The sequence below is a fragment of the Streptomyces sp. NBC_01450 genome, from assembly GCF_036227505.1.
Classification (GTDB): domain Bacteria; phylum Actinomycetota; class Actinomycetes; order Streptomycetales; family Streptomycetaceae; genus Streptomyces.
The window spans coordinates 10,614,175-10,639,215 of the sequence record NZ_CP109480.1 but is presented as its reverse complement, the minus strand read 5'-3'; the positions used below and the strand labels follow the sequence as shown (position 1 = coordinate 10,639,215).

Annotated in this window: 23 protein-coding genes and 3 pseudogenes; 14 read left to right on the top strand and 12 right to left on the bottom strand. The window is 68.0% G+C overall.

What is annotated here, in order from left to right; all coding sequences use genetic code 11:
* Nucleotides 1-69: 69 nt before the first annotated feature.
* Both OG568_RS47455 and OG568_RS47440 read right to left on the bottom strand, forming a co-directional pair.
* Nucleotides 70-462, bottom strand: coding sequence for a hypothetical protein (locus OG568_RS47455; RefSeq protein WP_329536123.1), 393 nt, complete (start codon nucleotides 460-462; stop codon nucleotides 70-72).
* A 1,321-nt stretch (nucleotides 463-1,783) separates the two neighbouring features.
* Complete coding sequence (locus OG568_RS47440) at nucleotides 1,784-1,987, bottom strand: hypothetical protein (protein ID WP_329536122.1); 204 nt, start codon at nucleotides 1,985-1,987, stop codon at nucleotides 1,784-1,786.
* Nucleotides 1,988-2,101: 114 nt separating this feature from the next.
* Between OG568_RS47440 and OG568_RS47435 the strand changes: the two genes are divergently transcribed.
* Nucleotides 2,102-2,536, top strand: a complete 435-nt coding sequence (locus OG568_RS47435; RefSeq protein ID WP_329536121.1) for a VOC family protein — start codon at nucleotides 2,102-2,104, stop codon at nucleotides 2,534-2,536.
* 76 nt (nucleotides 2,537-2,612) lie between these two features.
* Here the strand turns inward: OG568_RS47435 and OG568_RS47430 are convergent.
* The 4 genes and pseudogenes from OG568_RS47430 to OG568_RS47415 form a co-directional block, all read right to left on the bottom strand.
* Nucleotides 2,613-2,941, bottom strand: a pseudogene (locus OG568_RS47430) (IS5/IS1182 family transposase); the annotation flags it as partial.
* Nucleotides 2,942-3,278: 337 nt separating this feature from the next.
* Complete coding sequence (locus tag OG568_RS47425; protein ID WP_329536120.1) at nucleotides 3,279-4,808, bottom strand: CoA transferase; 1,530 nt, start codon at nucleotides 4,806-4,808, stop codon at nucleotides 3,279-3,281.
* Nucleotides 4,809-4,887: 79 nt separating this feature from the next.
* The gene (locus OG568_RS47420; RefSeq protein WP_329536119.1) at nucleotides 4,888-5,841 is read right to left on the bottom strand and encodes a 3-hydroxyacyl-CoA dehydrogenase NAD-binding domain-containing protein; all 954 of its coding nucleotides are present in this window, start codon (nucleotides 5,839-5,841) and stop codon (nucleotides 4,888-4,890) included.
* Nucleotides 5,842-5,877: 36 nt separating this feature from the next.
* A complete protein-coding gene (locus OG568_RS47415; RefSeq protein ID WP_329536118.1) occupies nucleotides 5,878-6,612 on the bottom strand; it encodes an acetoacetate decarboxylase in 735 nt (244 codons plus the stop codon).
* 283 nt (nucleotides 6,613-6,895) lie between these two features.
* Here OG568_RS47415 and OG568_RS47410 point away from each other — a divergent pair, with 283 nt between their 5' ends.
* Nucleotides 6,896-7,339 carry a MarR family winged helix-turn-helix transcriptional regulator gene (locus tag OG568_RS47410; protein WP_329536117.1) on the top strand — a complete coding sequence of 148 codons (444 nt, stop codon included), beginning with the start codon at nucleotides 6,896-6,898 and terminating at the stop codon, nucleotides 7,337-7,339.
* A gap of 190 nt (nucleotides 7,340-7,529) precedes the next feature.
* On the opposite strand, the gene OG568_RS47405 is transcribed toward OG568_RS47410, so the two are convergent.
* On the bottom strand, nucleotides 7,530-7,901 hold the full coding sequence (locus tag OG568_RS47405; RefSeq protein ID WP_329536116.1) for a hypothetical protein: 372 nt from the start codon (nucleotides 7,899-7,901) through the stop codon (nucleotides 7,530-7,532).
* Between the two features lie 76 nt (nucleotides 7,902-7,977).
* On the opposite strand from OG568_RS47405, the gene OG568_RS47400 reads away from it, so the two are divergent.
* Nucleotides 7,978-8,199, top strand: a complete 222-nt coding sequence (locus OG568_RS47400; RefSeq protein WP_329536115.1) for a hypothetical protein — start codon at nucleotides 7,978-7,980, stop codon at nucleotides 8,197-8,199.
* Between the two features lie 195 nt (nucleotides 8,200-8,394).
* On the opposite strand, the gene OG568_RS47395 is transcribed toward OG568_RS47400, so the two are convergent.
* The 5 genes and pseudogenes from OG568_RS47395 to OG568_RS47375 form a co-directional block, all read right to left on the bottom strand.
* Nucleotides 8,395-9,381, bottom strand: a complete 987-nt coding sequence (locus OG568_RS47395; RefSeq protein ID WP_329536114.1) for an SDR family NAD(P)-dependent oxidoreductase — start codon at nucleotides 9,379-9,381, stop codon at nucleotides 8,395-8,397.
* Nucleotides 9,382-9,736: 355 nt separating this feature from the next.
* Nucleotides 9,737-10,192 carry a zinc-binding dehydrogenase gene (locus tag OG568_RS47390; protein WP_329536113.1) on the bottom strand — a complete coding sequence of 152 codons (456 nt, stop codon included), beginning with the start codon at nucleotides 10,190-10,192 and terminating at the stop codon, nucleotides 9,737-9,739.
* 278 nt (nucleotides 10,193-10,470) lie between these two features.
* A pseudogene (locus OG568_RS47385) lies at nucleotides 10,471-10,743 on the bottom strand (NADP-dependent oxidoreductase); the annotation flags it as partial.
* Nucleotides 10,743-11,720 (bottom strand): LLM class F420-dependent oxidoreductase, encoded by a 978-nt coding sequence (locus tag OG568_RS47380; RefSeq protein ID WP_329536112.1) that lies wholly within the window; start codon nucleotides 11,718-11,720, stop codon nucleotides 10,743-10,745. The pseudogene OG568_RS47385 and the gene OG568_RS47380, both read right to left, overlap by 1 nt.
* Before the next feature lie 191 nt (nucleotides 11,721-11,911).
* Complete coding sequence (locus OG568_RS47375) at nucleotides 11,912-13,285, bottom strand: MFS transporter (protein WP_329536111.1); 1,374 nt, start codon at nucleotides 13,283-13,285, stop codon at nucleotides 11,912-11,914.
* 290 nt (nucleotides 13,286-13,575) lie between these two features.
* On the opposite strand from OG568_RS47375, the gene OG568_RS47370 reads away from it, so the two are divergent.
* The 11 genes and pseudogenes from OG568_RS47370 to OG568_RS47330 all read left to right on the top strand — a co-directional run bounded on the left by OG568_RS47370 (nucleotide 13,576) and on the right by OG568_RS47330 (nucleotide 24,715).
* A complete protein-coding gene (locus tag OG568_RS47370) occupies nucleotides 13,576-13,986 on the top strand; it encodes a winged helix-turn-helix transcriptional regulator (RefSeq protein ID WP_329536110.1) in 411 nt (136 codons plus the stop codon).
* A gap of 570 nt (nucleotides 13,987-14,556) precedes the next feature.
* Entirely contained in the window at nucleotides 14,557-15,027 is a 471-nt protein-coding gene (locus OG568_RS47365; protein ID WP_266624875.1) for a helix-turn-helix domain-containing protein, read from the top strand.
* Nucleotides 14,916-15,698 carry an IS630 family transposase gene (locus tag OG568_RS47360; protein ID WP_266624874.1) on the top strand — a complete coding sequence of 261 codons (783 nt, stop codon included), beginning with the start codon at nucleotides 14,916-14,918 and terminating at the stop codon, nucleotides 15,696-15,698. Before OG568_RS47365 ends, OG568_RS47360 begins: the two co-directional genes overlap by 112 nt.
* Entirely contained in the window at nucleotides 15,685-16,722 is a 1,038-nt protein-coding gene (locus OG568_RS47355; protein ID WP_329536645.1) for a nuclear transport factor 2 family protein, read from the top strand. The genes OG568_RS47360 and OG568_RS47355 overlap by 14 nt, the downstream gene beginning before the upstream one ends.
* A gap of 522 nt (nucleotides 16,723-17,244) precedes the next feature.
* A pseudogene (locus OG568_RS61655) lies at nucleotides 17,245-17,406 on the top strand (hypothetical protein); the annotation flags it as partial.
* A gap of 106 nt (nucleotides 17,407-17,512) precedes the next feature.
* The gene (locus tag OG568_RS47350) at nucleotides 17,513-17,761 is read left to right on the top strand and encodes a hypothetical protein (RefSeq protein ID WP_329536109.1); all 249 of its coding nucleotides are present in this window, start codon (nucleotides 17,513-17,515) and stop codon (nucleotides 17,759-17,761) included.
* Entirely contained in the window at nucleotides 17,733-18,323 is a 591-nt protein-coding gene (locus tag OG568_RS47345) for an ATP-binding protein (RefSeq protein WP_329536108.1), read from the top strand. The genes OG568_RS47350 and OG568_RS47345 overlap by 29 nt, the downstream gene beginning before the upstream one ends.
* Nucleotides 18,324-18,367: 44 nt before the next feature.
* Nucleotides 18,368-20,557: a helix-turn-helix transcriptional regulator gene (locus OG568_RS47340; protein ID WP_329536107.1), complete on the top strand. Its 2,190-nt coding sequence runs from the start codon at nucleotides 18,368-18,370 to the stop codon at nucleotides 20,555-20,557.
* A 338-nt stretch (nucleotides 20,558-20,895) separates the two neighbouring features.
* On the top strand, nucleotides 20,896-23,661 hold the full coding sequence (locus OG568_RS47335) for an AAA family ATPase (protein WP_329536106.1): 2,766 nt from the start codon (nucleotides 20,896-20,898) through the stop codon (nucleotides 23,659-23,661).
* A 2-nt stretch (nucleotides 23,662-23,663) separates the two neighbouring features.
* Entirely contained in the window at nucleotides 23,664-23,774 is a 111-nt protein-coding gene (locus OG568_RS61650; protein WP_443077834.1) for a hypothetical protein, read from the top strand.
* Between the two features lie 233 nt (nucleotides 23,775-24,007).
* A complete protein-coding gene (locus OG568_RS47330) occupies nucleotides 24,008-24,715 on the top strand; it encodes an alpha/beta hydrolase (RefSeq protein WP_329536105.1) in 708 nt (235 codons plus the stop codon).
* Nucleotides 24,716-25,041: the final 326 nt, after the last annotated feature.

Genomic DNA, 25,041 nt, shown 5'->3' with positions numbered 1-25,041 from the left:
CCGGCGCACAGTGGCCGCGGCCCGCCGGGACGGAGCGTGCCCCGGTGGGCCGGCGTGAGACCGAGCGGCTCAGGGCCGGGCGCTCTCACTGCTCTTGGCCTTGTCCCGGGCGGCCTCGTCCTCGTCGGACGGCAGGGCCTGGGTGGCGGTGACCTTCCCGTCCCGGTAGCAGATCTGAAAAGTCTGCTTCTTCTCCAGGGCCACATGCTTCTGCAGGTAGTAGTCACAAGTGGTGCCGGCCGGCGGCTTCGGCTTGTCCTGCGGCTGGAGACCGCCGGGCTCACCGAGGCGGTCGCGCACGGCGTCCCGGCTCTCGCCTTCGTGAACGCCCTTGAACTGGTCCATGGTGATCATGTGGGAGCTGATGTCGCTCGCGACGTGCCTGATGCCGAACCAGAGACCGGCTCCGGCGAGCACGGCGACTCCCAGGATCGCGAGCAGGATCTTTCCGACAACGCTCATGACAGAACTCCTTGGCTACGGGGGGGTACCGACGTCCTTTGACGTCGCCCAAGCAGTCTGTTCCGGCACTCCGCGCCGATCGTCGCCCTGAACGTGGAACCCGACCCCCGACTTTCGTATCCCCCCAAGTCGTCCGTACGGAATGAACCACCGGCGCCTGGGTCCTCGGCAATGCGGCGCTGCGGCGCGGAGGCGTCCTGACGGTCCTTGGGACGCTCCAGGGCGGGCGGACCAGCAAGGTCCACCTCACCGCCGACCGCGAGTGCCGCCCGCTGACGTTCGTTCTGACCGCGTACCAGCCCGCGGACAGCCCGCAGTGCCAGGACTGTGCCAGAGCTTGAACACCGCTGGATGCCGGTCTTGGTCCACGCCGCTCTCGGTCTGGTCGATGATGGTCCTGAGGAACCGCCCACGAGAGGGGCGTTCTTGAACTGGTTTCCGCTCGTGCCGATCGCGACGTAGAGGCCGGGCAGGTCCGTCTTGTCGCAGATGGGCGCCAAGTCGTCGGTCACGTCGTAGACGCCGACGACACCCCTGAGACGGTTGGGCACCGACAGTGTCGAGAGGCGTCGTGCCGCTCGGGTGGCCTGCGACTCGAACACGTCGTTCGTGACGTCGGTACCGATATACATGGCACACCGACGCGCGGCTCGCCACGGCCCGTCACCTGCTCGACCGGATCCCGGACGGCGCCACCGTCGCGGCCTCCAACCGTCTCGCCCCTCAGCTCACCTCGCACACCGAGGTCTCCGTGTTCGGCTTTCCCGGCAGCCGCCCGGACCCCCCGGTGGAGCATCGTCGACAGGGCACAGCCACAGGGCTGGCCCGTCTCACCCGACCAGGAGAAGGCCCTCATCGCCCAGGTCCGAACACGGGGCTATCGCACGGTCGCCGACGAGGCCGCGTATCCGCTGCTGAGATACGAGGCCACCGCGAGGCCGTGATGTTCCGGTCGATCGCGAGCGTGGGGAGAGAGCGGCGGTGCCGGCCCTGTCCGCCGAGCCTGATGATGTCCTGTGCCCGGTGGTCCACGACGGCAGCGCGGACAACGCCTGCCGTCCCGGTCACCGACGCTCCCCGTACGAGGGGTCGCGCCCGAGGCAGCTCGCTTACGTGTCGGCGTCGTACCGACCGTGAGCTCTCCATGCGCACGGCGTCCGCGAATCGTCGGAGGCGTGGGATGGGAACGGTCGGCCGCAAGCGGCGTCGATTGACGGCCGAACGGCTCACGAGCCACGGCGCCCGAGGCGCCCGCTGCACCAGTCTCCTGGCGACGCCGGCGCTCGCGTCCGCCGCGCTTGAGCGGCGGACGCGACGCGCTTCAGCGATCCGCCAACGTCGCCAGGATGGCCAGGGCGGCCACCGGACTGCGACGCTGCTCATTGGACAGTTCGGCCGGCATGATGTCGTCCGTCTCCCGCGCGAGCCCCTGGGCGCGCGCCACCAGGTCTGCCCCATCGCCCGTGAGCTCCAACAGCTTGCGGCGCCGTGCACTGCTCGGGGTGGGTGCGATTCCGGTCCTCACTCGGGAGGAGTCATCTCCGTAGGTGCAGCCCCGGGTCGGCCGGACCAGTTTCCCGTCAACATGCGGATCCCTACCGGGAGATGAGCAAGAGAGTCCCCCTGTTATGGTGCGCCTGTGTCATCGATCAAGCAGTTCCAAGTCACCTTTGACTGCGCAGAACCTGAGCGCGTCGCCCGCTTTTGGTGCGAGGTGTTGGGGTACGTCGTGCCGCCGCCTCCGAAGGGATTCGCCACTTGGGGCGATTTCGAACGCTCACAGTCTCCTGAGGATCAGGGTTCATGGTTCGCCTGCGGTGATCCCTCAGGTGTCGGCCCGCGACTGTTCTTTCAGCGCGTTCCCGAAGGCAAGGTCGTCAAGAATCGGCTGCATCTTTGCGTGCGGGTCGGCACCGGGCTCGTGGGGGAAGAGCGCCTCGCCACGCTCGAAGCCGAGTGCGCGCGACTGGTCGCGCTCGGCGCGGTACGGGTGCGACTCCTGCTTGCCGATGACGACAACGAGTCGTGCATGGTGATGCAGGACATCGAGGGCAACGAGTTCTGTCTCGACTGAGCGTCCTCCGAGACGGCGAGGTGGGGAACCGTCTCCCTCGGGCCTCTCTTGAAGGTGGTCCCGTGTAGGGCGGGAGTTATCCCGTAAGGGCAAGGTTGTGTGGTCGGGCTTCGCCGAGCATCGCGGTGCTCGACGCGGGCCCGGACCTTGCGGTGGGAGGTGTTGTGCTCCCCCTGCCATACAGGTAGTTCGGTCTGGCCGCGTTCGCGGCGGTGGTGCCGGATGACCGGGCCGGTACCCCGGTAGCCGCCGTCCGCGATGACCGTGGTCCGGCCGACGGCCACTACGAGTCGAGTGTCGGTGTCGATGACGAGCTGGCGGTTGGTCGAGTACCCGTAGTTCTTCGACTGCTCGGCAACCGTATTCGACGATCAGCACGGCGTCCTTGCGCAACCGCTCGCGGGGCGACCTGCCGCGGTCTCAGCTCGGTGAACGGGGCTGCCCAGGACGGTTGCGACGCCCGTGAACAGCAGTTACGGGACACCCCTGAGCTGCACCGCCATCACATGGCTTATCGATCCGGGGTTCCTAGGGCCTGTCCGGCGGATCATGCAGCAGACGCGGGGCTTGGCAGCGTCGATGAGGCGCCGCCTGTTTCCTGCGACTTGATCCGCCGGACAGACCCTAGCCGCACAGGTGAGATTCAGGCGGACAAGGCGGTATCCACCGAACCCATCAATGGGGAGGTTCTTCTGGTCGAGACTTCCGCACTCGCTCCCGATGAGCCGCGAGTCGGTGCCGGTCAGCTGTGGCGGGGCAGCCAGACAGGGGCGCTGCTGCCGCGGGGGAGCAAGATGTCGCGGAAGCGGCCGGGGGTCTTGGACATGGTCACCTGGTCGGTGACGCCTTGGTAGTGGCCACAGGGGGTGTCGGCGGTGAAGGTGTCCGGATCGAGGTAGGCGTGCGGGGATCCGGAGTCGGGGTCGAGGGCGACCTCGTGGGCGTAGGCACGGTCGAAGACACCGAGGCTGAGGATCCAGGTGGCGATGCGGGTGAGGTTGAGGGTGACGCGGTAGCTGCCGCCGTCGGTGGCGCGGCGCATCAGGGCGGCGAGCGCGCCGGTGGTGGCCAGCCAGGAGAGGACGTAGTCGTTGACGACTTTGATGTACGGCAGGGCGGGCGTACTGGCCGGCCGGGCGTTGACGCCGTCCTCGCCCTCCATGAGCATGATGCCGGTGAGCGCCCCGGCGGTCTGGTCGAAGCCGACACGGTGGGCCCATGGGCCGGTATCGCCCGCGAGGGAGATGCTGAGGTGGATGATTCCGGGGCGGATTGCCGCGGCCTCCTCGGCGCTCAGGCCGATCTGCTCCAGGTAGCCGGGGCGGCGATTGGCGTAGAAGAGGTCGGCGTCGCGCAGCAGATTGTGGATCCGCGCCCGTCCCTCGGGGCTGTAGGGGTCGATGGTGGTGGAGCGGACGCCGACGTTGGCGGTGTTGTACGTGGAGTCGTGCTCCAGTTCGTCGGGCCGCCAGATGTTCAGCACGTCTGCGCCGTGCTGGGCCAGGTCCCGGCCGACGCCGGCGCCGGCGATGACGTGGCCCATGCCCAGGGCGCGTATGCCCGAGAGCGGCTGGTCGACGGCGGCGGGCAGGGGTTCGGGCTCGCTGTCGCCGATCTTCTCGATCTTGATGAGCGGCTCTCGCGCGATGTAGTCGTATGCCGGATGCCGGAGGAACTCCTCGGTGGTGCGGAGCATCGGCATGACCACGCCGATCTCGTCACCGGCCTGCTCCAGGTCGGCGGCGTTCCACTGGGCGATGGCGTCCGCGACGGCCTGCTTCTCGGGCCAGGCACGCAGCAGCTTGTAGGCGGCGTTCTTGATTTTCGGATAGGGGTTGAGGGGCATGACCCAACGGCCGTCGCGCGCCTGGTAGAAGTCGAAGCCCATGGGGTTGGCCGGATCCGAGGGCGTGCCACCCGGGTAACCGTTGAGCAGTTCCCACTTCTTGTCGTAGAAGGGGCAGAGCCGGTGTGGGGCCTTGCGCAGATCCATCGTGATGTCCTGGCCTTCGCCGCCGCGGTGCCGCCAGAGTGCGGCCAGGGCAACGGACTTGGCCGTCAAACCGAGCGCGGGAACGGCGCCCAGGCGCATGATGCTCGGGACGATCGGGTCGCTGCCGATGAAGGTGATCTTCCCTCCGCTGTCCTCGGGATGCAGGCCGACCGGGACGAGGACATCACGCAGAGCCTGGTGGATGTCGAAGCCGTCGTCGCTGGTGAGCGGATTGGCGATGGCCTTCTGGATGCGGGCGGTGAGTTCGTCGGCACTCATGGATACGGCAGCCTTTGCGTCGTGGTGAGGGTGGTGCTGGTGCTGGCGGGAGTGGTGGATCGCGCCCGGGTGCAGTGGTTCAGGCGTCGAAGGTCTCGGCGAGGGCGCGCATGAGGGCGATCTGCTTGCGGTCGCGTTCGGCGGTGAGTTCGTCGATGGTGCCGCCGAAGTCCTTGGCCTGTTCGGTCAGTAGCTGCTTGGTGGGCTCGTCGAAGACGACCTTCTCCTGCGCCATGGCGGCCCAGCGGCGCTCCATGCCGACGCCGAGGTGACTCATGAAGTGGGCCATGCCTCCCTCGCCGCCGCCGAGGTGGAAGGAGCGGAAGGGGCCGGCGACCGCCCACCGCTGGCCGATGGAGGAGGTGACAATGTCGTCCAACTCCTGCATGGTGACCACGCCCTCGCTCACGAGATGCACGCACTCACGGAAGAGCGCCGCCTGCAGCCGGTTGGCGACGAAGCCGGGTATCTCCTCGCGCAGCACCTGCGGCCGCTTGCCGAGCGCGCGGTAGAAGGCACGGGCACGTTCGGTCGTCTCGGCGGAGGTCCACTCGCCTGGTACGACCTCCACCAGCGGCACCAGATGCGGCGGGTTGAAGGGGTGGCCGACGACGAGCCGTTCGGGGGCATCGAGGGCGGTGGCAATCTCGGTGGCGGGGATGCCGGAGGTGGAGGTGGCGAACAGACAACCGGCGGGCGCGTTGGCCTCGATGGTGCGCCACATCTGGTGCTTGACGTCCAGCCGTTCCGGCCCGTTCTCCTGCACCAGGTCCGCCTGGCGGACCGCGGTGGCGAGATCGGGCTCGAAGGTCAGGCGGGCGGTGAGATCCGTGGTGTCCAGCCCGAGCGCTGTCAGGGCGGGCGCGGCCCCCGCGACATGGGCGTACACGGCCTCCTGGACGTCTGGCTGCGGGTCGCTGACGATGACAGACAGCCCACGGGCCAGGAACAGCGCCGCCCAGGAGGCGCCGATGACACCTGCCCCGACCACGGTGCCGGTGTGGATTCCGGCGATGCTGCCGTTCTCGGACATGGGGGAGCCTCTCTGCGCTCGAACGTATGGTCTGGATCAAGCCAGGTAGTCGTGGACGACCCTGGCCCGGCCCAGGGTGAGGTCGGTAAGGATGTGGGAGACGGAGACCACCTCAAGGACCGGCAGGTCCGCGAGCGGGGCCAGGGCGTGGGCGAAGAGCTGCAGACGGGCGGGACCGCTCCACGAGCCCTTGACGGCGAGGTCGCTGATCTGCGACCGGACGAGCTCGCAGATACGCGGTGACCCGTCGTAGTGCGGCAGCTTCTTGAGCATGAATGTCGGCCGCGTGAGCTCGTCTCGCGCCTTCTCCGTGGCCAGTGGCGCGTGCTTGTACCCCATGGTCGCGCGGGCGACCGGCAGCGAGCCGTAGTCGAGGGTGCCGACGAGGGTGTCGTGATCGACGTAGAGCCGCGGTTGGCCGAGCTTCTTCGGGAAGGCGCCGATCTCGCGCCCGCTGGCGATGGCCGGGAAGTTGTCCACGTACATCGACAGGCTGTACTCACCCAGCTCGCCCTCATAGTCGACGACTGCGAGCTGGCCGGACTCCGTGTAATCACCCAGCCCCGTGACGTCAGGCATCCGCATGACCTCGAAACGGACCAGCGGCTCCACCACACGCAGTGGCTGCGGCACGACCCTCTCCAGTGCCTCGGGATCCGTCCGGTAGGTGATGTTCAGGTACTCGCGGTCCGTGAACCGATACGGGCCCATGGGGAAAGCCGGGGCATCCAGTGGTGTGGTCGGTACACGGACGACATCCTCAGCTCGCATGACTCTCGCCTGCCTTCCCGCCCCTTGACCCAAGGGGGCGATAACGACCGAAGCACCGCACACCCTCGTTGACTCACCCTCGGAGGGTGCCCGGCGGGCCTCAAGTTGCATTTTGCAACCCAATCAATGTAGCCCTCGGCCGGCACTGATGCAAAATGCAACTGACGATCGTGCGACACGTATGATCACGCATGGGACCATGCATCGCCCGGGCCGGCCGGTCTGACGGCAACGGGCAGCGCCCCGGCGACGGGGCACTCGGACCGAAGGGACGGACATACACGTGGCCGATGGCGACCGGGAGATCCCGGAACTCGTCCGCGAGCTGGTGACTCTCTCCCGGCGTTTCCGCGCCAACGCCGAACGGCTCCATCCCGACCTGAGCTTCGTCGACTACTCTCTGCTGTCCGAGATGGCCGAACGCAACGGAGCCCGCGCAGTGGACCTGGTCGGCCTCTACGGCATCAACAAGTCGACGATAAGCCGCCAGGTCGCCGCCCTGCAGCGCGCCGGCCTGGTGGTACGCGACGCCGCCCCGGACAACCATCGCGTCCAGCTGCTGCACCCCAGCGACCGTGGTCGGGAACTCCTCGCCCGCGCCGACGCCCTCATGCACCGCGAGGTCGACACGCGCACCGAAGGCTGGTCCCCGGACGAGGTCCGCACCCTGCGCAGCCTGCTCGCCCGCTACAACGCCGCCTCCTCCGCCCCACCGGAGCAATCCTGAGCACCGGAGAACCGCCGATCGAACGCCGCACGAGGGCGCAGACGGCAACGTCCCCGTGCTGCGGGGCAGGCGCGTCCTCTCTCGTGAGGCCGAGCGGCGAGACACGGACGACCAGACGGAGTCCGCCCAAGTCCGTGGGCTGAAGCGGGCGGAGCCGCCGTACACCGTGGCTCTCGAATCGGCCGCACGGTTACGGCGTCGGCTCCAGGAGCTCCACCGGGCCGGACAACGCCGCACGCACCCGGCGGGAAAGTTCATCGACCAATATCTCGGGCTCGTCGCGGCCGATCGCGTCCAGGGTCACCTCCATCTCGCGCCGCGCGCCTTCCAAGGATCCCTCCAGCAGAGCCGGCCCGGCCTGGATGCCGGCATTGTTGATGACGATGGCCGCGTCGGACGCCGCGGTGACGGCGTCCGTGATCTGGTTCTCGTCGGTGACATCGAGACATAGCGGCTCGATTCCCAACTCCCGGAAGCCGTCGGGGTTGCGCACACCCGCGTACACAGGTCGGACGGGCGGGCGCAGTAGTCCGTGCTCACCCCGGCCAGGTGTGCGGCCCACCCCACTGTCCTCGCCGAAGCGCTACATCGGGGCGTCGAGGCCCGAGGAAGCCAGTGCCGACGTCGCATTCACCCCCGTGGACACCGTCACCGATGAACAGTGGAGCGAACTCGATGCCGCCGATGCCGTGGTGTTCGGAACGCCCACCTACATGGGCGATGCGTCCGCCGACTTCCCCGATTCGCAGAGGCCACCGGCCGTCGGTTCGTTGACGGCAAAGGGGTCGGCAAGATCGCCGCCGGCTTCACGACTCGGCCTCGGAACGCCCGAGAACTTGCTCCCTGGCGCGCGAACGTAGGCGGGAGCCCGGGAACCCGAAGACGGGCCCGCAGAGGGCTCGACGAGCCCCGGGGCGCTCCCGCCGGCGCTCGGCCGGGGGCTCCCAGCCGAGCGCGAGTCGCCGTCGGTGGAATCCTGTGCTCGCTGAACGTAATCGCCTCTGCCGAAATCGGCGCCCCGAGTTCAGCGTCGCTCTCTTGTCTGAGGACTCAGCTCACGCGCCCACTGCCGCGAGCGACAGCGCCCAAAGGCGCTCGGCGGCGTCCGGGTCGAGCGCGTATGGGGCCGCGCCCCCGGAGGAGGTTCCCACTGCCTCAGGCGTCAGCGTCTCCGCCTCGTTGCAGTCCTCGAAGTAGCGACCACCGATGCCCTCCAACTGGGGGGAGGTCGCGACCAACACGCTCGTCGCGGCACCTTGGGCGATGGTCTTGAACCGGAACGGCGCGCCTTGGATCGACCCGGTCTCCCCGGCCGCCTCAAGGGCGCGCAACTGTGCGGCCTGCTCCGGGTCCATGTAGCGAGACAGATTCGTCCCCATGATCACGCCGGGGTGGACGGCGTTGGCGGTGATCCCGTCGGCTGCCCAGTGGCTGGTCGCTCCGACCGCGAAGAGAACGTTGGCGGTCTTCGACTGTCCATAGGCGAGCCACGGGTCGTACGGGCGGGAGCTGAAGTTGATGTCGTCGAATTCGACCGTTGCGGCGTGGTGGCCGCGGGAGCTCAGCGACACGATGCGCGCGTTGCCGGCTGCCGCGAGCGCGTCGTGGAGGCCGAGCGCGAGCGCGAAGTGGCCGAGGTGGTTGGCCGCGAACTGCTCCTCCCAGCCGTCCGGCGTGAGGTCGAGCGTCGGCAGCGCCATCACGCCGGCGTTGTTGACCAGGATGTGCAGTGGCCCGGCCCAGGTGCTCGTGAAGGCAGCGATCGACGCCTGATCCACGAGGTCGAGTGGACTGACATGGACGGCGTCATTGCCGGTCGCCTTACGGATGTCGGTCGCGACGCGCTCGCCGGCGTCCGTGTTGCGGACCGCGAGCGTCACCGAGGCGCCGGCGCTTGCGAGGGCGCGGGCGGTCTCGGCGCCGAGACCCGACGCGGCGCCGGTGACGACCGCGTGCTTGCCGGAAAGGTCGATGCCTTCGATTACCTCGGCGGCCGTCGACTCTTCTCCGAATGGGGTTTGAATGCACTGGGTAGATGTCATGACCTCAAGTATCACTCTCTGATCGACTGCCCGTCCCTCACCTGAATAGGTGAGAGATGCTCGGTCCGGCGGACCGGTGAAAGACCGTGTTTTACGTGTCCTCGGGCAGGAGGGTTTACTGGTGATCCCACCGGCCGTCGCAGGCGTGCAAGAGCCATGCCAGGCGATGATTGGCGCGGTGGCGGAATATGAGCCGATTATTTTGACCGTTTCACCGATAACAATTCGGCGCCGAATCGCGGCTGCCATACGCGCTTTCCGTTCATATCAGTAGCATCTCCGCGTCCGTGCATCTGAAGCTGTCACGCTTCCGCCCGGTAGGGCAGGTGACGATCTACGTCTGTCATGTCCACGACTAGTGCTCGAGTTCGAGTACGAGCTTGCCTGTGTTCTTGCCGGTGAACAGTCGTCTGAGCGTGGTCGGGAATGTCTCGATGTCGCCTTGTACCGTGTCCTCGATACTCGTCAGCTGACCGGTGGCGAGCCAGTCGGAGATGTCCACCATCGCCTTTGGATACCGGTCGGTGAATTCAGGGACCGCGATCCCCGCCATGGAGGCGCTCCGGTACAGCAGTGTCAAGTAGTTGCTCGGGCCCATGACCTCGTCGGCGTTGTCGTACTGGGAAATCGCGCCGCTGATCACGACTCGCGCGCCGCGAGTGAGGCGAGTGATTCCCTGGTTGAGAATATCCCCACCGACGTTGTCGAAGAACACGTCGACGTATCGGGGGGTGTGGTCGCGCAGCTGATCGAGAAAGTCGTCACGTTTGTAGTCGATGGCAGCGCTGAACCCGAGACGGTCGACGAGCATGCGGCATTTCTCGGGACCGCCGGCGATTCCGATGACGTGAGCGCCCTGGTCTTTGCGATCTGACCGGCGACGCTTCCGACGGCTCCGGCCGCTCCCGACACGAGCACCACGTCGCCTGCGGCCAGCCGGCCGACGTCCAGGAGCCCGAAGTAGGCGGTCATACCGGTCATTCCCAGGACGCCGAGGTATGCCGCGAGCGACCTGCCGTCCCCGGGATGGACTTTGTAGACCCCTGTTCCGTCCGACAGGGCGAATTCCTGGACTCCGAACCTGCCGTGGACGAAGTCGCCTTCTGTGAAACCGGGGTGGCGGGAGTTCACGACCTGTCCGATCGTGATCGCCCGCATGACCGCTCCGACCTCAACCGGTGTGACGTGTCCTGCGTTCATCCAGCCACGCATGGCAGGATCGATCGACAGGTGTGTGACCTTGACCAGCAGCTCCCCTTCACCGGGCACGGGTACCGGTGTCCGGGCAAGCTCGAAGTCAGAGTCCTTGAACACGCCGACCGGGCGGGCCGCGAGGCGGAATTGGCGATTGATGCCAGTCATCATTCTGCCCTCCCCTGGCCCGACGGGATGTGGTCGTCGCCGAACTTGGGAAGGCCACCGGCGGACTCGGTGCGGGGTGCCTCGTCCTGGGTGATGCCGGTGAGGTCGGCGAGGCGGCGCCACTGGGCCCGCGGCGGGGTCTCGCTTCCCTCCGCGGTGATGAGTTGCAGGGCCAGGTGGTCGGCGCCGGCAGTGTGGAATTCGGCGAGGCGGGTGCTGATCGCGTCGTCGGTGCCCCAGGTGGCGAGGGCGTCGACCAGACGGTCGCTGCCGCCACCGGTGAAGTCTTCGTCGGTGAAGCCCAGGCGTTCGAAGCTGGCGATGTAGTTGGGCAGTTGGAGGTACAGGTCGAGGTGACCGCGTGCGATCTCGCGTGCCCTCGCGGGCTCGCTCTCCAGGATCACGGTGACCACGGGTGCCAGGAGCGGACCGTCACCCAGGACACCCCGGGCCTGCTCGATGTATTCAGGCGTGACCAGGGCAGGATGGGCGCCGGCGGCCCGGTCTCGGGCAAGGCGCAGCATCTTCGGGCCGAGCGCCGCCAGGATCCGGCGGTCGGCGGGGACGGGTGTGGCGGCGTTGTCGAGGGCATCGAGGTACTCCACCATCGTGGAGTAGGGCCGCTGGTAGTTCTGGGCCAGTTGCGCGTGGCTCGCGCCCAGACCCAGAAGGAAGCGGTTGGGGTAGGCATGCTCCAGCTCGGCCCGCTGCCGGGCCACCGCGTCGGCGTCCTCGTACCAGATGTTGAGGATGCCGGTCGCCAGGGCGATGTGTTCGGTCGACGCGGCCAGCTTCGCCGCGTGGTGCACGTTGCTGTTGCCGCCGAGCCAGATCGCGCCGAAGCCGAGATCCTCGAGTTCTGCTGCCGCGTGGCGCCGCTGGTCTTGAAGTGTCGGGTCTTCGGAGCGCAGTTCGTGGCTGAAGATTCCGAAGCGGCCCAGGGCCTGCGGTGGTGCAGTGCGATGTGCGGAGTGCATCGTTTCCTCCTCGCTGAGATGAACGGCCTGCTCGTGCTGAGGGTCTTTGCGTGTGGATCTTTCCTGGCCCGGCGCCACCGGCAAGGGCGCCCAGGGCTGGTCAGGCCGCCGCTCACACGGCCTGGCTGGGTGCCTGAGTGACGGTCGGTGCTCGTTGGCGGCCTGTTCAGGACCGAGAGCGGATGTCGTGATCACTTTCGGGCCCACTGTTCGACGCTCACTGAAGGGCGGGGCGGCGGTGTGTGCTCCATCGGTGAGCGGTGCGTGTGGATGCGGTACTGCGCGAGCAGCCCAAGGGCGGCCGCGACGAGGATGGCGACGCCGTAGCCGAGGACGGTGGCCGGCAGGCCGACGGGGGCGATCAGGAGTCCCGCGATGATCGCCGGTACCCCGAAGCTCAAGTAGGCGATCAGGTAGACGGATGCGAAGAGTCCGGCCCTCTGGTGGGGCTGAACCAGTGGGGTGATGGTGCGGATGGCGCCGGAGAAGGAGGCGCCGACGCCCACGCCTCCGATGATGCCTCCCACCCACAGCAGTGGGAGTGTTCCGGTGGCGACACCGGTCATGTTCACCGCGGTACCCAGCAAGACGCCCGTACCGCCGACGAAGACGGTGCGGCGTGCTGCCAGACGGCCGAGGAAGAGGCCGGCCATAGCGGCCGCCGCGGGCTCGACGAAGGCCGTGGCGCCGTTCGGGAGACCGCTGTGCAGGCCGAGCAGGTCGCGGATGATGGTGGGGACAAGCCCCATGAACAGGCCGGCCAGCATCCATGCGGCCATGTGAACGGGAATGCTCGCCGCGAACTCACGGCGTGCGGCCTTGGGAACGGAGACGCGCGGAATCAGGGAACGCACCGCTCCCGGGCGGGTGGAGACCGTCTCGGCGGAGAACGCGGCGACACCCGTGCCGACGGCCATGATCACCGCGAGGGCCGTGAACACGATCACACTCGCGTGGCCGCTGAACTGGACCGCTATGCCCGTCAGCAGGGCTCCCAGACCCAGCCCGCCGGCCGGAGCGATGCTGGTGATGATCGTCCCCAGCTTTTTGTGGTGCTCCGGGGCATGTTCCACGACCGAGGCCGAGAAGGCACTCGTGGCTGCCCCGGTGGCGATGCCCTGGACGGTGCGGGCCGCGATCAGCCAGCCGATGTCCGGAGCGAAGACGAACATGACCATCGCGCCGAGCTCCACGAGAAGCGACCCGACCAGGACGGGCCGACGTCCGATGTGGTCGGACAGCGATCCGGCGACCAGCAGGGCCGCCAGCAGGCCGAGCGCGTAGGAAGCGAAGGCGACCGTCAACACCCAAGCGGGGAAGTGCCACTGCTGCTCAAAAACGACCAACAGGGGTGTGGGTGCGCCTGCGGCCACATAGAGCGCCGCGAAGACGGCACCCGACCCTGCGAACGCAGCAGTAGGTGGGAGCAGCCTCCGGGCCCGGACAGGCTCAGGGCTTACTGGGACCGGGTTTCGGTCAAGCCTTGATTCGACGACGCGGAACACCTTGAAGCTCCCTAAGCCCAGGATCTGTGCGTTAGAAGCAGCGTAGACCCGAGAGGGCATTAACGCAAAGTCTCGTGCTTTACCGTGAGGTCGACGGCCACAGAGCCATCCCCCGCATGCCGACCTGACGGACGGCATGCAAGGCCATTTGGCCCCGGGCCGCGAGAAGGGTCATGAAGCCGAGGGGGTTGAGCTTGTCGCCGCTCTTGGAGGCGGAATTGGTGCAACCGGCCGCGGCCTTGCCGACCCGGACGCTGGCGAGGTACCGGCCACTGGCGCCTTCAGCAAAGGCGGCATAACCTCTATTGGAGACCAACACCCCTCAGGGGTACCGATGTATTCTGGAGGGTATGTCACAGCAGGAGCAGCCACCGATCACCCTCGCCCCCGAACGGCCGATGGACATCCTCGACGCGGCTTGCCCCAGCCGTGACGTCTTCGTGGATCTGGCCGACAAGTGGGCCTTGCTGATGCTGCTGAGCCTGCGGGAGCGCGGTGTCCAGCGGTTCTCCGAGCTGCAGCGCTCCATCGGCGGGATCAGCCGCAAGATGTTCTCGCAGACCCTGCGCACTCTCGAACGCGATGGGCTCGTCGTCAGGACGGTTGACCCGAACGCCACGCCGCCTCTGGTCCTGTACGGGCTCACCGACCTCGGCAGCGAGATCGCCGACGAAACCCGCGTCCTCTGCACCTGGACCCACGACCGCGCCGCCCAGGTCCACGCCGCACGCGCCGCCTACGACCAGCGCATCGCCGGCTGAGTGTCTCCAGTCGAGTGACGGACCGCGGGCCACCCCGGCGGTGATCGCCGTCGGTTCTCTGGCCACGCCGAGCTGTTTGCCGCGCGCTGAGACGGCCACCGAGGGGAGGACCGGTACTCGCAGGGCGTCAGCGCAGCAGCCGCTCGGTCGTCTCCGGCGCCGGGAGTCGAGATGCGCGCGGATGAGCTGTTCCTTGTCACCGAAGGTGTGGCCTTGGCGGCACCGGCGTGTTCGATGATCCGGTCGATCCGGGCCGTCTGCATGCCGACGGCGTAGAACAGCCGGGCCTTGGGCGACAGCGACCTCGGCAGCGAGGCCGACGGGGTTACCCGGTGGGAGATGGTGAAGCGGCACAAGTCGCTCGCCACATCAGTGATTTCCTGCAGCTGCGGGTGGCGCAGGGCTCGGACAGGACCCTTCGCTCAGGACCCTTCGCTGGCTCATGGGAGTGGATCTGATTGAGGTGTGCCGCGGCCCTAGTAGCGTGTCGCTGCTTAGGTATGGGCTGTTTGATTGAGAGGCTTGCGTCTGGCAGATTCCTCTCCCGCTCTGCCGGACAGGACTGGTGCGATGGGTTCGCAGAAGAAGAGGCCGGTGGTGCTGACCGCGCAGGACCGCGAGGAGTTGGTCCGGGTGACCACGACGGGGGTTCATCCGGCCTCGGTAATCAGGCGGGCGAGGGTGCTGCTCGCACTCGACACCTCTGCAGGCGGGATCGGCTCGCAGGAGGTGATCGCGGCCCGGCTCGGCGTCTCCGGTGAGACGTTGCGGCTGGTCGCCAAGCGTTTCACCGAAACCGGTGGCGATGTTCACGCCACCATCGCGCGGAAGAAGCGCGACCTCCCGCCGGTGCCCTCACCGGTGACCGGTGAGGTCGAAGCCCGGCTGATCGCGATGGCGTGCTCACAGCCACCCCAGGGCTATACCCGGTGGTCGCTGCGGCTGCTGGAGAAGCACGTCGCACTGGTCGAGGACATCCCCGATCTGGACCATTCCACCATCGGCCGGGTCTTAAAAAAACGGAACTGCGTCCTCACCTGAAGAAGTGCTGGACCATCCCACCACGGGCGAACGCGGAGTTCGCGGCCCGGATGGAAGACGTACTGGCCGTCTATGCCCGGCCCTATGACCCGGCACGTCCGGTCGTGTGCATGGACGAGAAGCCCTACCAGCTCCTCGGCCATGTCCGCGACCCGCTCCCGGCCCGCCCAGGTCACGACGCCTGCCAGGACAGCGAGTACATCCGCTGCGGCACGTGCTCGATCTTCGTATGGGTCGAACCCCTGCGCGGGTGGCGTCGAGTTCAGGCACTGTCCCAGAGGACCCGGATCGACTGGGCCGGCCAGGTCAGGCAGCTGCTGAGCGTGGACTACCCCGATGCCGAGACGGTTGTGCTGGTGATGGACAACCTCAACACCCACGGCATCGCCTCACTGTACGAGGCATTCGAACCAGAAGAGGCCTTCGCCCTGGCTCAGCGCCTCGAGATCCACCACACGCCCAAGCACGGGTCATGGCTCAACATCGCCGAGATCGAACTCTCCGCGCTGACCAGGCAATGTCTCGACCGCCGGATCGGCGACCTCGACACCCTCAACACCGAACTCTCAGCCTGGCAGAACGCCACCAACACCGACCAACGTCAGGTGGACTGGCAGTTCACCACCCACGACGCACGCATCAAACTGCGCCACCTCTATCCCAGGAATTAGCTGCGACAGTCTACTAGCCCTTCCCGACTCGGAGATCGCCCGAGAGGCATTCGCGTTCACCGCACGCGCCACACCCGAGTTCATCCTCCACCACAGCATCCGCAGCTACGTCTTCGCCCGCGCCCACGCCGCGCACCGCGGCCTGCGGGCAGGCTCGGACTACGACGACGAACTCCTCTTCCTCAGCTGCGTCCTGCACGACGTCGGGTTGAGCGAGGCAGGGAACGGCGACCAGCGTTTCGAGGTCGACGGGGCCGACACCGCGGCAGCCTTTCTACGGGAACACGGAGTCGACGAACGACGCGCAGAGATCGCCTGGGACGCCATCGCCCTGCACACGTCCGACGGCATCGCCGAGCGGAAGGGGCCCGAAGTGTCCATGACCCAGGCGGGCATCCTCACCGACATCCTCGGTGCGGGCCGCGAGAGTATCCCCGCCGGCCTCGCCGACGACGTACACGTGCTGCTTCCGCGCGCCGACCTGGGGTACGGGCTCACCGAAGCCGTCCTCAGCCAGGCCAAGGTCAAGCCCCAGAAGGCAAGCCCGATGACTTTTGCCGGCCAGTTGTTGCGCCGCCATCTGCCGTACGGCGCCCATCCCGACTGGTACGACCTGCTTGCCACGGCCGGTTGGGGCGACAAACCCATCGGCACCGACCGTCGACGGCGTGCTGAAACCCCCGAGGCGGTGGCGACCTTGTTCATGGAGTACCTCCGGGCCGGAGACCTCGAGGGCCTCGTGTCGCTCTACGAGCCGAACGCCCACTTCGTTCCCGCACCAGGCGAGCACGTTGTCGGCACAGAGGCTATCCGGCATGCCCTGCGGCAGTTGATCGACAGCGGTGCCCAACTCAAGCTGGAGCTGCGCGACCTCCGTGTGGTCGACGACGTCGCCTTGGTATCCAACACCGCCACACTGACCGGGGTCGCGCCGGAAGCAGTCGTCTCCAACACGAGCGAGATCCTCCGGCGGCAGCCCGACGGCGGCTGGGCGCACGTCGTCGACGATCCCTTCTTCAGCTGACAGAGCGCAACTCCGGGTGCAGCGCTCGAGGACGCGTTGTCGTATGGCCGAACCGAGACACAAACATGTTCCCTTGCGCGGAACCTGCGGTTCCCTCCGGTTCGCGGGCCCCTACCCCTGCTGGGCACTCGGTCCATGTGTCTTGCTCACTCCGCGCGGCGGTCGGTGCGCAGCGACTGGAGCGAGCCGCGCGCCACACCTTTATGCGACCGCCGTCACAACCGTAGCTCGGGTCCGAGTGCGGCGAACTGTCGGATGCCTCGGTCCTCGGACTCACCGCCGGCCGCCTCGACCGCCATTCGCCGGCTCGTCGCTGCTCTTCCGTTTCGGCGCGTCAGGTTCCGCCTATCGTCCAGTCACGAAAAGAACAACGCTTCCGCAAGGAATAGAAAGGAACGACTGCCGGACGTGGGCCAGGCTGACTGGCAATTCCATTTTCCCCTCTCCTCCGGGCGAGTGAGGACTGGATCTCCGAGCTCGGAAGAAGCTAGCCCTTGACACCTCGGGTTTCCGGCCCGAGAGAAGTGCGCCGATTTCGTAATATCCACACGGAAAGAATTCGGAGTTTGGGGTGGGCCCACCGAGGCCGATCGTGCGTTGAATCAGATCAGTCGATCGGCGGCCATCGCTCGACGAACACCACGACCACACCTGACGAGGCATCACTTGCCGTGCGGCCCGTAAGTGACTGCTGCGTCGGCGAGTTCGAACCCGCCGACAGCGTTGGCGCCTACAAGCTTCGACCACCCCTGCACATTTAACTGCCCTATGCACGTTTATCCGACCGGGCATGTTGAGCCAGAAGGCCCGAGTGGGACCGAGCGTCGTCGATCCGGCCTCCCTGGTGGTTGAGGCCTCCGGAATTCAGATTCACTTGCTGGTGATCAACCCCATTCGCTTGGTACTCTGCGCACTCATCGTGAGTGCGCTGCTCTACGTCGAGGCCCGGTGCCGAGGACGCGAATCCAGCGTCTTGCTTTTATTCGGCAAAGGGTCAAAGGGGACGGTCGATGAACAGGGAACGATGGTGGCCCTGTGAACTCCGCGGCCGCTCCGGCGAGCTCGGAATCATCGAGAACGAACTCCGACGAGTCACCGAGGGACACGGCAGCACCGTCGTGGTCACCGGCGGTGCCGGCATCGGCAAGACCCGGCTGCTGGCGGAGGCCAAGGCCATGGCCGATCGTTTAGGAGTCCGGACAGGCAGTGTCGCGGCCGAGCCGAACGAAAGCGCCGTCGAGATGTCCGCGCTGCTGTCAGCGCTGTTCGGCGGACGCGAACCACTTCTCTCCCGGCAGGATCTCCCGCCCCCGCCACAACCGAACCAGCGGTTCTGGCTGCTTCGCGACATCGAGGCCCTCCTCGAGAAGAGTGCCCTCCAGGCGCCGCTCGCCGTGTGCGTGGACGATGCCCACTGGGTCGACGCCGGTACGGCGGCGGCACTACGTGAGTTGCCCCTTCGGCTGCGCGACGTCCCTGTCGTCTGGATCATCGCCGCACGGCCGACTCCTCAACCGACGCCGATCGCCAGAACTCTGGACTACCTCGAAAGCCGAGACCTGCACAGGGTCGCCTCGGCCCGCTGCGGACCAAGGCCGTAGCCGCGATCGCGGCGGAAATTCTCGGCGCGGAGCCGGGCCGGAACGTGCTCGCGCTCGCCAAGCGGGCAGCCGGAAACCCGTTTCTCCTCGTCGAGACCCTCCTGGGACTTCAGGAGGAAGAGCGCATCGAGATCGTCGGCGGCCTCGCCGACGTCCGCGACACCCGGCTGCCACGCCGTGTCGCACACAAGATGCGCGAGCGTCTGGCGCACCTCTCCGTGCCGGCCCGGGAAGCGGTCATCGTCGCCGCCTCACTGGGTCGGCGTTTCTCCTTCACGGGCATGGCAGAGATGCTCGATCGTCCGACACCGGACCTCCTCGCGCCGGTCGGCGAGCTCCTGGACGCGGACCTGTTCATCGAGCGCGACGCCAAGCTGGCCTTCTGGCACGACATCACCCGCGAGGCGGTCCGGGCCAGCGTCCCGGTCAGTGCACGCTGCGCGCTGGATCGCCAAGCCGCGACCGTCCTGCTGGAACATGGCGCACTTCCTGTTGAGGTCGCGCACCAACTCGCTGCCAGCGCCGAGCCGGGTGACGCGGTAGCGATCACGACCCTGCTGCAGGCTGCCAAGGCGGTCGTCGTCACCGACGCCGCGACCGCCGCGGATTTCGCCTGCCGGGCACTGGATCTCTCCCCACTCCAGCACCCACAGCGGGGAGAGATCGTCAGCATCGCCGCTGTGGCGCTTCACACGAGCGGGAACTCCAGTGAGGCAATCACGTTCGCCGACGCCGCATTGCGCGACACCCTGCCCGCCGAACAGGAAGCGCAGGTGCGCCTCAGTATCGCCGGCATGTTCGCCATCTCCGCCGATGCCCGTGTCGAAGCGGGCCGCCGAGCGCTCAACCTCCCGGACGTCTCACCGCCGCTACGGGCTGCTCACCTGTCGTGCCTTGCCTACAACCTCCTGGTCGGTGGACGGATCGAGGAAGCGCTGCGGTCAATGCCTCAAGCGCGCGAAGCTGCTGCCGCGACCGACGATCCCCGTGCATTACTCATCCTCGGCGTCGCCGAGGCCGGCCTCGCCTATGCCGACGAACGGTTCGACGAGGCCGTCGAGTTGTTCACGAACACGGCTCGCGAAGGCCTGGCGGCCGGTGAGAACACCCGGATCCGGATGGTCCAGATGTACTGCGGCGAGATCATGTCCCACCTCGACCGGGAGGACGAGGCGTTCGCAATCGCGCGGGATGGACTCGCCTCGGCGCAGCGCGATCGCCAGGACTGGATCTATGAGCTCTACGAGACCTGGCAGGCCCGTCTGTGGCTGCGGTTCGGCCGCATCTCCGAGGCCGCCGCCGTACTGGAAGGCCGATTCGAGCTTGAGGACGGCACTCGCGCCGTGGCGGCGCTGGACGGAGCGGGGCTGTGCGCGATGGCTCGAGCGGCCATGCACATGGCCGACACTCGGCAGCTGCGCCGGGCCCGCGAGATCGGCAAGGTGATGCTCGCGCGCGGAGCACCGGTGATCAAGCAGCATGCTGCCTGGATGCTCGCGCTGACCGCCATGGGCGACGGCGACATGAAGTCGGCACGTGACTGGCTGGCAGGTCTCGCGGACGGACCTGCGCTTCCACGGTTCCCGCAAGACCCCACCGACGAGATGGTTCTGGCCAGAATCGCGGCCGCCACGGGGGACGATCCGCTCGCCCAACTCGCGCTGGCCAACGTGCGACGACGCGCTGCGGCGAACAGCGGCTCGTTGGCGACAGCGGCGACTCGCGCGTATGTCCAGGGCCTGCTGTCGAATGACGCTCGCGAACTGCGCGCGGGTGCCGACGGCTTCGAGCGGTGCCGCCGACCACTGGAGTGGGCCATGGCCACCGAGGATCTCGGCAGCTGCCTTCTCACCTCCGACCACGAGGCCGGAGTGGCCGCCCTGGGGCAAGCCCTGGCCGGCTACACGGACCTCGGGGCGGTCTGGGACGCACGGCGGGTCCGCAGCCAACTGCGCGACCTCGGCATTCGCCGGCGGCTCGTCGTCCGTGAACCGGCCACTCGCGGCTGGGCCGCGATGACCGCGGCCGAGGAATCGGTGGCCAAACTCGTCGCCCAGGGACTGACCAACCGCGAGGTCGCCGAGCGGCTGTTCTTGTCGCCGCACACGGTGAACAGCCACCTACGGCATGTCTTCTCCAAGCTTGGGATCAAGTCCCGGGTCGAGCTGGCCCGTCTCGGAGCACTCGACGCGGGAAGAGAACGAGTTGACCTCCGGGGTACCGACCCAACCTGACATCGGTGCCCCGCACCGCCGGGTGACCTTCCAGTCGGCGGTCCTTCGGCTGCGGCGCGGTGACCGGAGCGGCTCCTGGGTCGCTGTGCGGCGTCGCCGGCAATGCCGAGACGGACTGAAGCGACAAGCGACTGTCCCGGGAGCCCCGTTATGGGTGCCAGCCGCGCCGTCTCCTATGTCCGGGACCACTTCGGCCTGGCTGTCGGTGCTGCTCATGGCCGTGCAGGGCAGGGCTGCACGGGACGTATGGCTCGATCGAGTGATTCGGCAGGGCTGGTCTCCGGGGGATTCTTCATCGCAGGTCGACCGAAGCGCAGATGCCGCAAGGAGGCAAGACCATGGGCAGCTCAGTGACCGGTCTGGCAGACGTGGAGCGGGACGGTGCGAGCACGCGATCCGTACAGATGGATCCCGCTCCACGGCGTGCGCCCGGCGGCGACATCCTGCGAGGCCGTACCGAGGAGATGACGACGGCTCTGCGCATGCTCCGTGCGACGGCGCGTAGGGGGCACGAGCAGATCTTGATCATCACCGGCGAGCCGGGGACGGGCAAGTCGATGCTGGCCCGCGCGATCACTACCGAGGCCGGAGCGCTGCGCTTCCGGACCGGTACGGCCAACGCTGATGCGATCGGGCAGCTCTCCCCCGGCGCACCGCTCCTGCTTGCGATGCGTCACGGTGCTCACCCGCTCCTCAGCGGTGACGAGTTGAGAGAGCTGGTCTCTCTGGTGGACGAACCGTTGCTGCTCCTCGAAGCGGCAGGCAACCGGTTGGAGGCCGCCACCGGTGCGGGCCCGGTCCTCCTGCTGCTGGACGACCTCGAGCGAGCGGACCAACTCACCCGGTTTCTCTTGCGGACCCTGCCGTTCCGGCTGGCGTCGTTCCCGATCGTCTGGCTGCTGGTCGGACGGACTGCACAAGACAGCGCTCTGAACGATCTGAGCGCCCTGAGCGGCTCCAGAGCCGGCCAGGTCACCATCGAACGGCTGGATCTGCAGCCACTGCCGACCGAAGCGATCCTGGACATCGCCCGTGACCGGCTCGGTGCGCCGCCCTCAGCCGCTGCCGCCGAACTCTTGACGCGAGTGGACGGCAGCCCCTTCCTGGCTGTGCAGGTCATCGACTCACTGGCCGACACGCGCGACAGGGACGACGAGACGCCTGCGCCATCCGCGTCGAAGCCGGCACCGGTCCCACGGCAGGTGGCCCAGGCGTTGCACCGTACGCTGCTGGACCTCAGCCCGCGGACTGTCGACATGATCCAGGTCCTGGCTGTCCTCAGTCAGCCGACGACGCCACGTGACATACGGGACTTGACCGGCCTCTCCCCCGTGGAGACCGCCGCCGCGCTGGACGAGGCGATCGGTGCCGGCCTGCTGGCCTGGCAGTCCGGCGGGATCGCGTTCCGGCACCGCTTGGTACGCGAGGCTGTGTACACGGACCTGACGGAGTCGGCCCGGCGCGCCCTGCACCGGCGCTGCGCAGCGCAGTTGGCCGCCGCCGGCGCTGAGAGTTCGCTGGTCGCCGTCCACGCCCGAGAGGGCATCGAGCCCGGCGAGACGCAGTGCGCGACGACCGTCATGCAGTCTGCGGTCGATCTCGCGGCAGCCACGCCACAAGCGGCCGGCGAACTGGCCTTGACGGCATTCCGTGCGCTTCGACCTACCGATCCGGCGTACCTCGCCCTCGGTGAGCAGTGCGTCCGGGTTCTGGGCCTGGTCCAGCGCTGCGATGACGCGGTGGCGGTCGGCGACCTGGTCCTGGCGCACCTGGACGACGGTGAGTCGGTGGGGCGCATCGAGCTCGTACTCGCCAGAGCTCTGTGGCTGGCGGGCCGCTGGGAGTCGGCGGCGGCGCGCTGCGCCTCGACCCTGGCCAGGCCCGACTTGACCCCTGCGTCGCGGGTCCGGCTGACGGCCCTACAGGCACTCGTGGAGGGCCGACTGCGGGGAGCCGGGGCGATGCGTCCTCAGGCCGAGGCGGCGCTGGCCGACGCTCAGCGGCTGGACGACCATGAAGCCCACGTCACCGCGCTGCACGCCCTGGCCGAGATCAGCCGCAACGGCGCCGACCACGTCGGCTCTCTGTCGTACTTTCGCCAGCTGCGCGCCGAGTCCCAGCCGGTGTTCTTCGCCCAGGAGATCATGGCGCTGCAGCACCTGGACCGCTACCACGACGCCGAGGCGCTGCTGAAGCAGGCCTGGAGCGAGTCTTTCGGGCACCCGGCCTCGGTGCTGCCCGCACTGCTGTACGCGCAGATCTGGCAGGACTACAACCTGGGCCGCCTGGACGAAGCCGAGGCGGGCGCCCGAACCCTGGTCACCCTGGCTCGCGAACTCGGCTCGCGGATGTGCGAGCTGGAGGCGGCGTCGATCGTGGGCATGGTCGCGTTGCACCGTGGGCGGTTGGACGACGCCCGGAAGGAGCTCGCCCTCGACGGGAACGGGCCGACCCCCGCCGACGAGGACCACGCCCCGCCACTGCTGCTGACCCGCGGTTGGCTGACCGCCGCCGCGGGCGAGCCGGCCGCCGCGATCCGGTTGGTGTCGCCTCTGGTGCGCTCGGCCCACGCCGAACGCGACGCCTGGCCCTGGAAGCCGGGCTGGCTGCCGATCCTGGCCCGGATCGGCGTCGCCGACGACGACGCGGTGTTCCTCGAAGAGGTGCAGTCGCTGGCAGAGACCGGCGCGGCCAGGAATCCCGGCGTGGCCAGTTTCGAAGGCATCGCGGCACACATCCAGGGCATGGCCGGGCGAGACGGTGACCTGCTCCGCCACGCCGTCGACGTCTTGGCCACCGGGCCCCGTCCGCTGCTCCTGGCCGGGGCGCGAGAGGACCTGGGCAACCACCTGCTCGGCGAGCGGCAGCGTGCTGACGGGATCACGCAGCTGGACCAGGCCTGGGAGACGTATCGGCAGTGCGGCGCGGTCGGCCCGATGCTGCGCGTCCAGCAGGCGCTGCGCAAGGCCGGCGTCCGGCGCGCCGGCTGGGTGGCCGCCGAGCCCGGCACGGCAGTCGGGTGGGCGGCCTTGACCGAGGCCGAGCGCACGGTGGCCCGCCTCATAGGCACGGGTACTCCAACAAACAAGTCGCCGCCGAGCTGAGGGTGTCGACGAACAGGGTCGGCACCCACGCCCGGTCCATCTTCGCCAAGCTCGACGTACGGTCCCGGGCCCAGCTGAGCAGCCAGTACCACGGACAGATCATGGGAGAGTGAAGCGCGGCCGGGTCTCGCCCTGAGGCACCGGCCCGCGTCGGGCTGATCCCCTGCGGTCCAGCGCGTTCCGGTGTCTTGTCCGCGAAGGATGGGACGACGACCGTCCGAGAGTGCCGGCGCTTCGCCTCACCTGTTCGCGTGATGGCGAGGAGCTCCGTGTAGTGATGACCTTGGTTCAACCTCGCGGGTGAGGGCCGGTCGCGGCGTCCGCGGGCGGCAGGAGGAGGTTGTCCGTGAGCGATCAGCGTGACACAACACAAGCAACTCGCGGGCGTGCCAGCGGGGTTCGGTCCTCAGCGGCCCACCTGATCGTGCTGCCCGGTGGTGGTTATGCGGCGCACGCGGCGCACGAAGCGGAGCCGATCGCCTCATGGCTCTCTGGGCTGGGCTTGTCGACCAGCGTCTTCCGGTATCCGCTGAACGTGCGGCATCCCGCGCCCCTTCTGGCGTTGCGTGCTGAGATCCGGCGTCGACGCGAGCAGGGCGCTGACCGTATCGGAGTGGTCGGCTTCTCGGCCGGCGGACACCTTGCGGGGTTGGCGGCCCTGGCACCGACCGATGACCCACGCGAGTCAGTCCAGTTCGCTGTCCTCGGCTACGCGATCACGTCGATGGAGACCGAGACGTACCGGCCTTCGCGGATGATCCTTCTGGGCGAGGACGCCTCGCCGGAACTGCGCCGCGCGGCCTCACTCGATGCGTTGGTGACCACGGCGTCGCCGCCCTTCTTTCTCTGGCACACCGCCGAGGACATCTACGTCCCGCCCGAGCACACCTACCGCCTCGCCGCGGCCCTGGCCGCGCACGACGTCCCGCACACCGCGCACGTGTACGCCCACGGCCCTCATAGCCTGGGACTCGCCGAGGGCGCCGGCGACGCGGCCACGTGGACGAGGTTCGCGGCGTCCTGGATCGCCGAACAACTCCGCCCCGCCTCCTGACCGTACAGCCCTCAATTGTTCGGGGGAGGGAACGGAAGCGGTGACCGGAAGAGAAGTCACATGTTCCTGGTGACGAAGCCGTGCGTCGGCGTGGACGCGCCCCCGGACCTGGAGAGCTGAAGAAGTCGTACTCGAGCATGTGGTCCACGGCGTCGAAATATGCGGGCACATGCGGGGAGAAGAGGAGGTGGAGGAACAGGTTTCCCGGCCCCGCCCGCCCACCCCGCCTCACCTGTTCACGTGATGTCGAGGCCGGGGGACGCGGTGATCTGCTTGAAGCAGACCTGGCATGACAACGCGGACGACCGCACACATGCCTCAAGGAA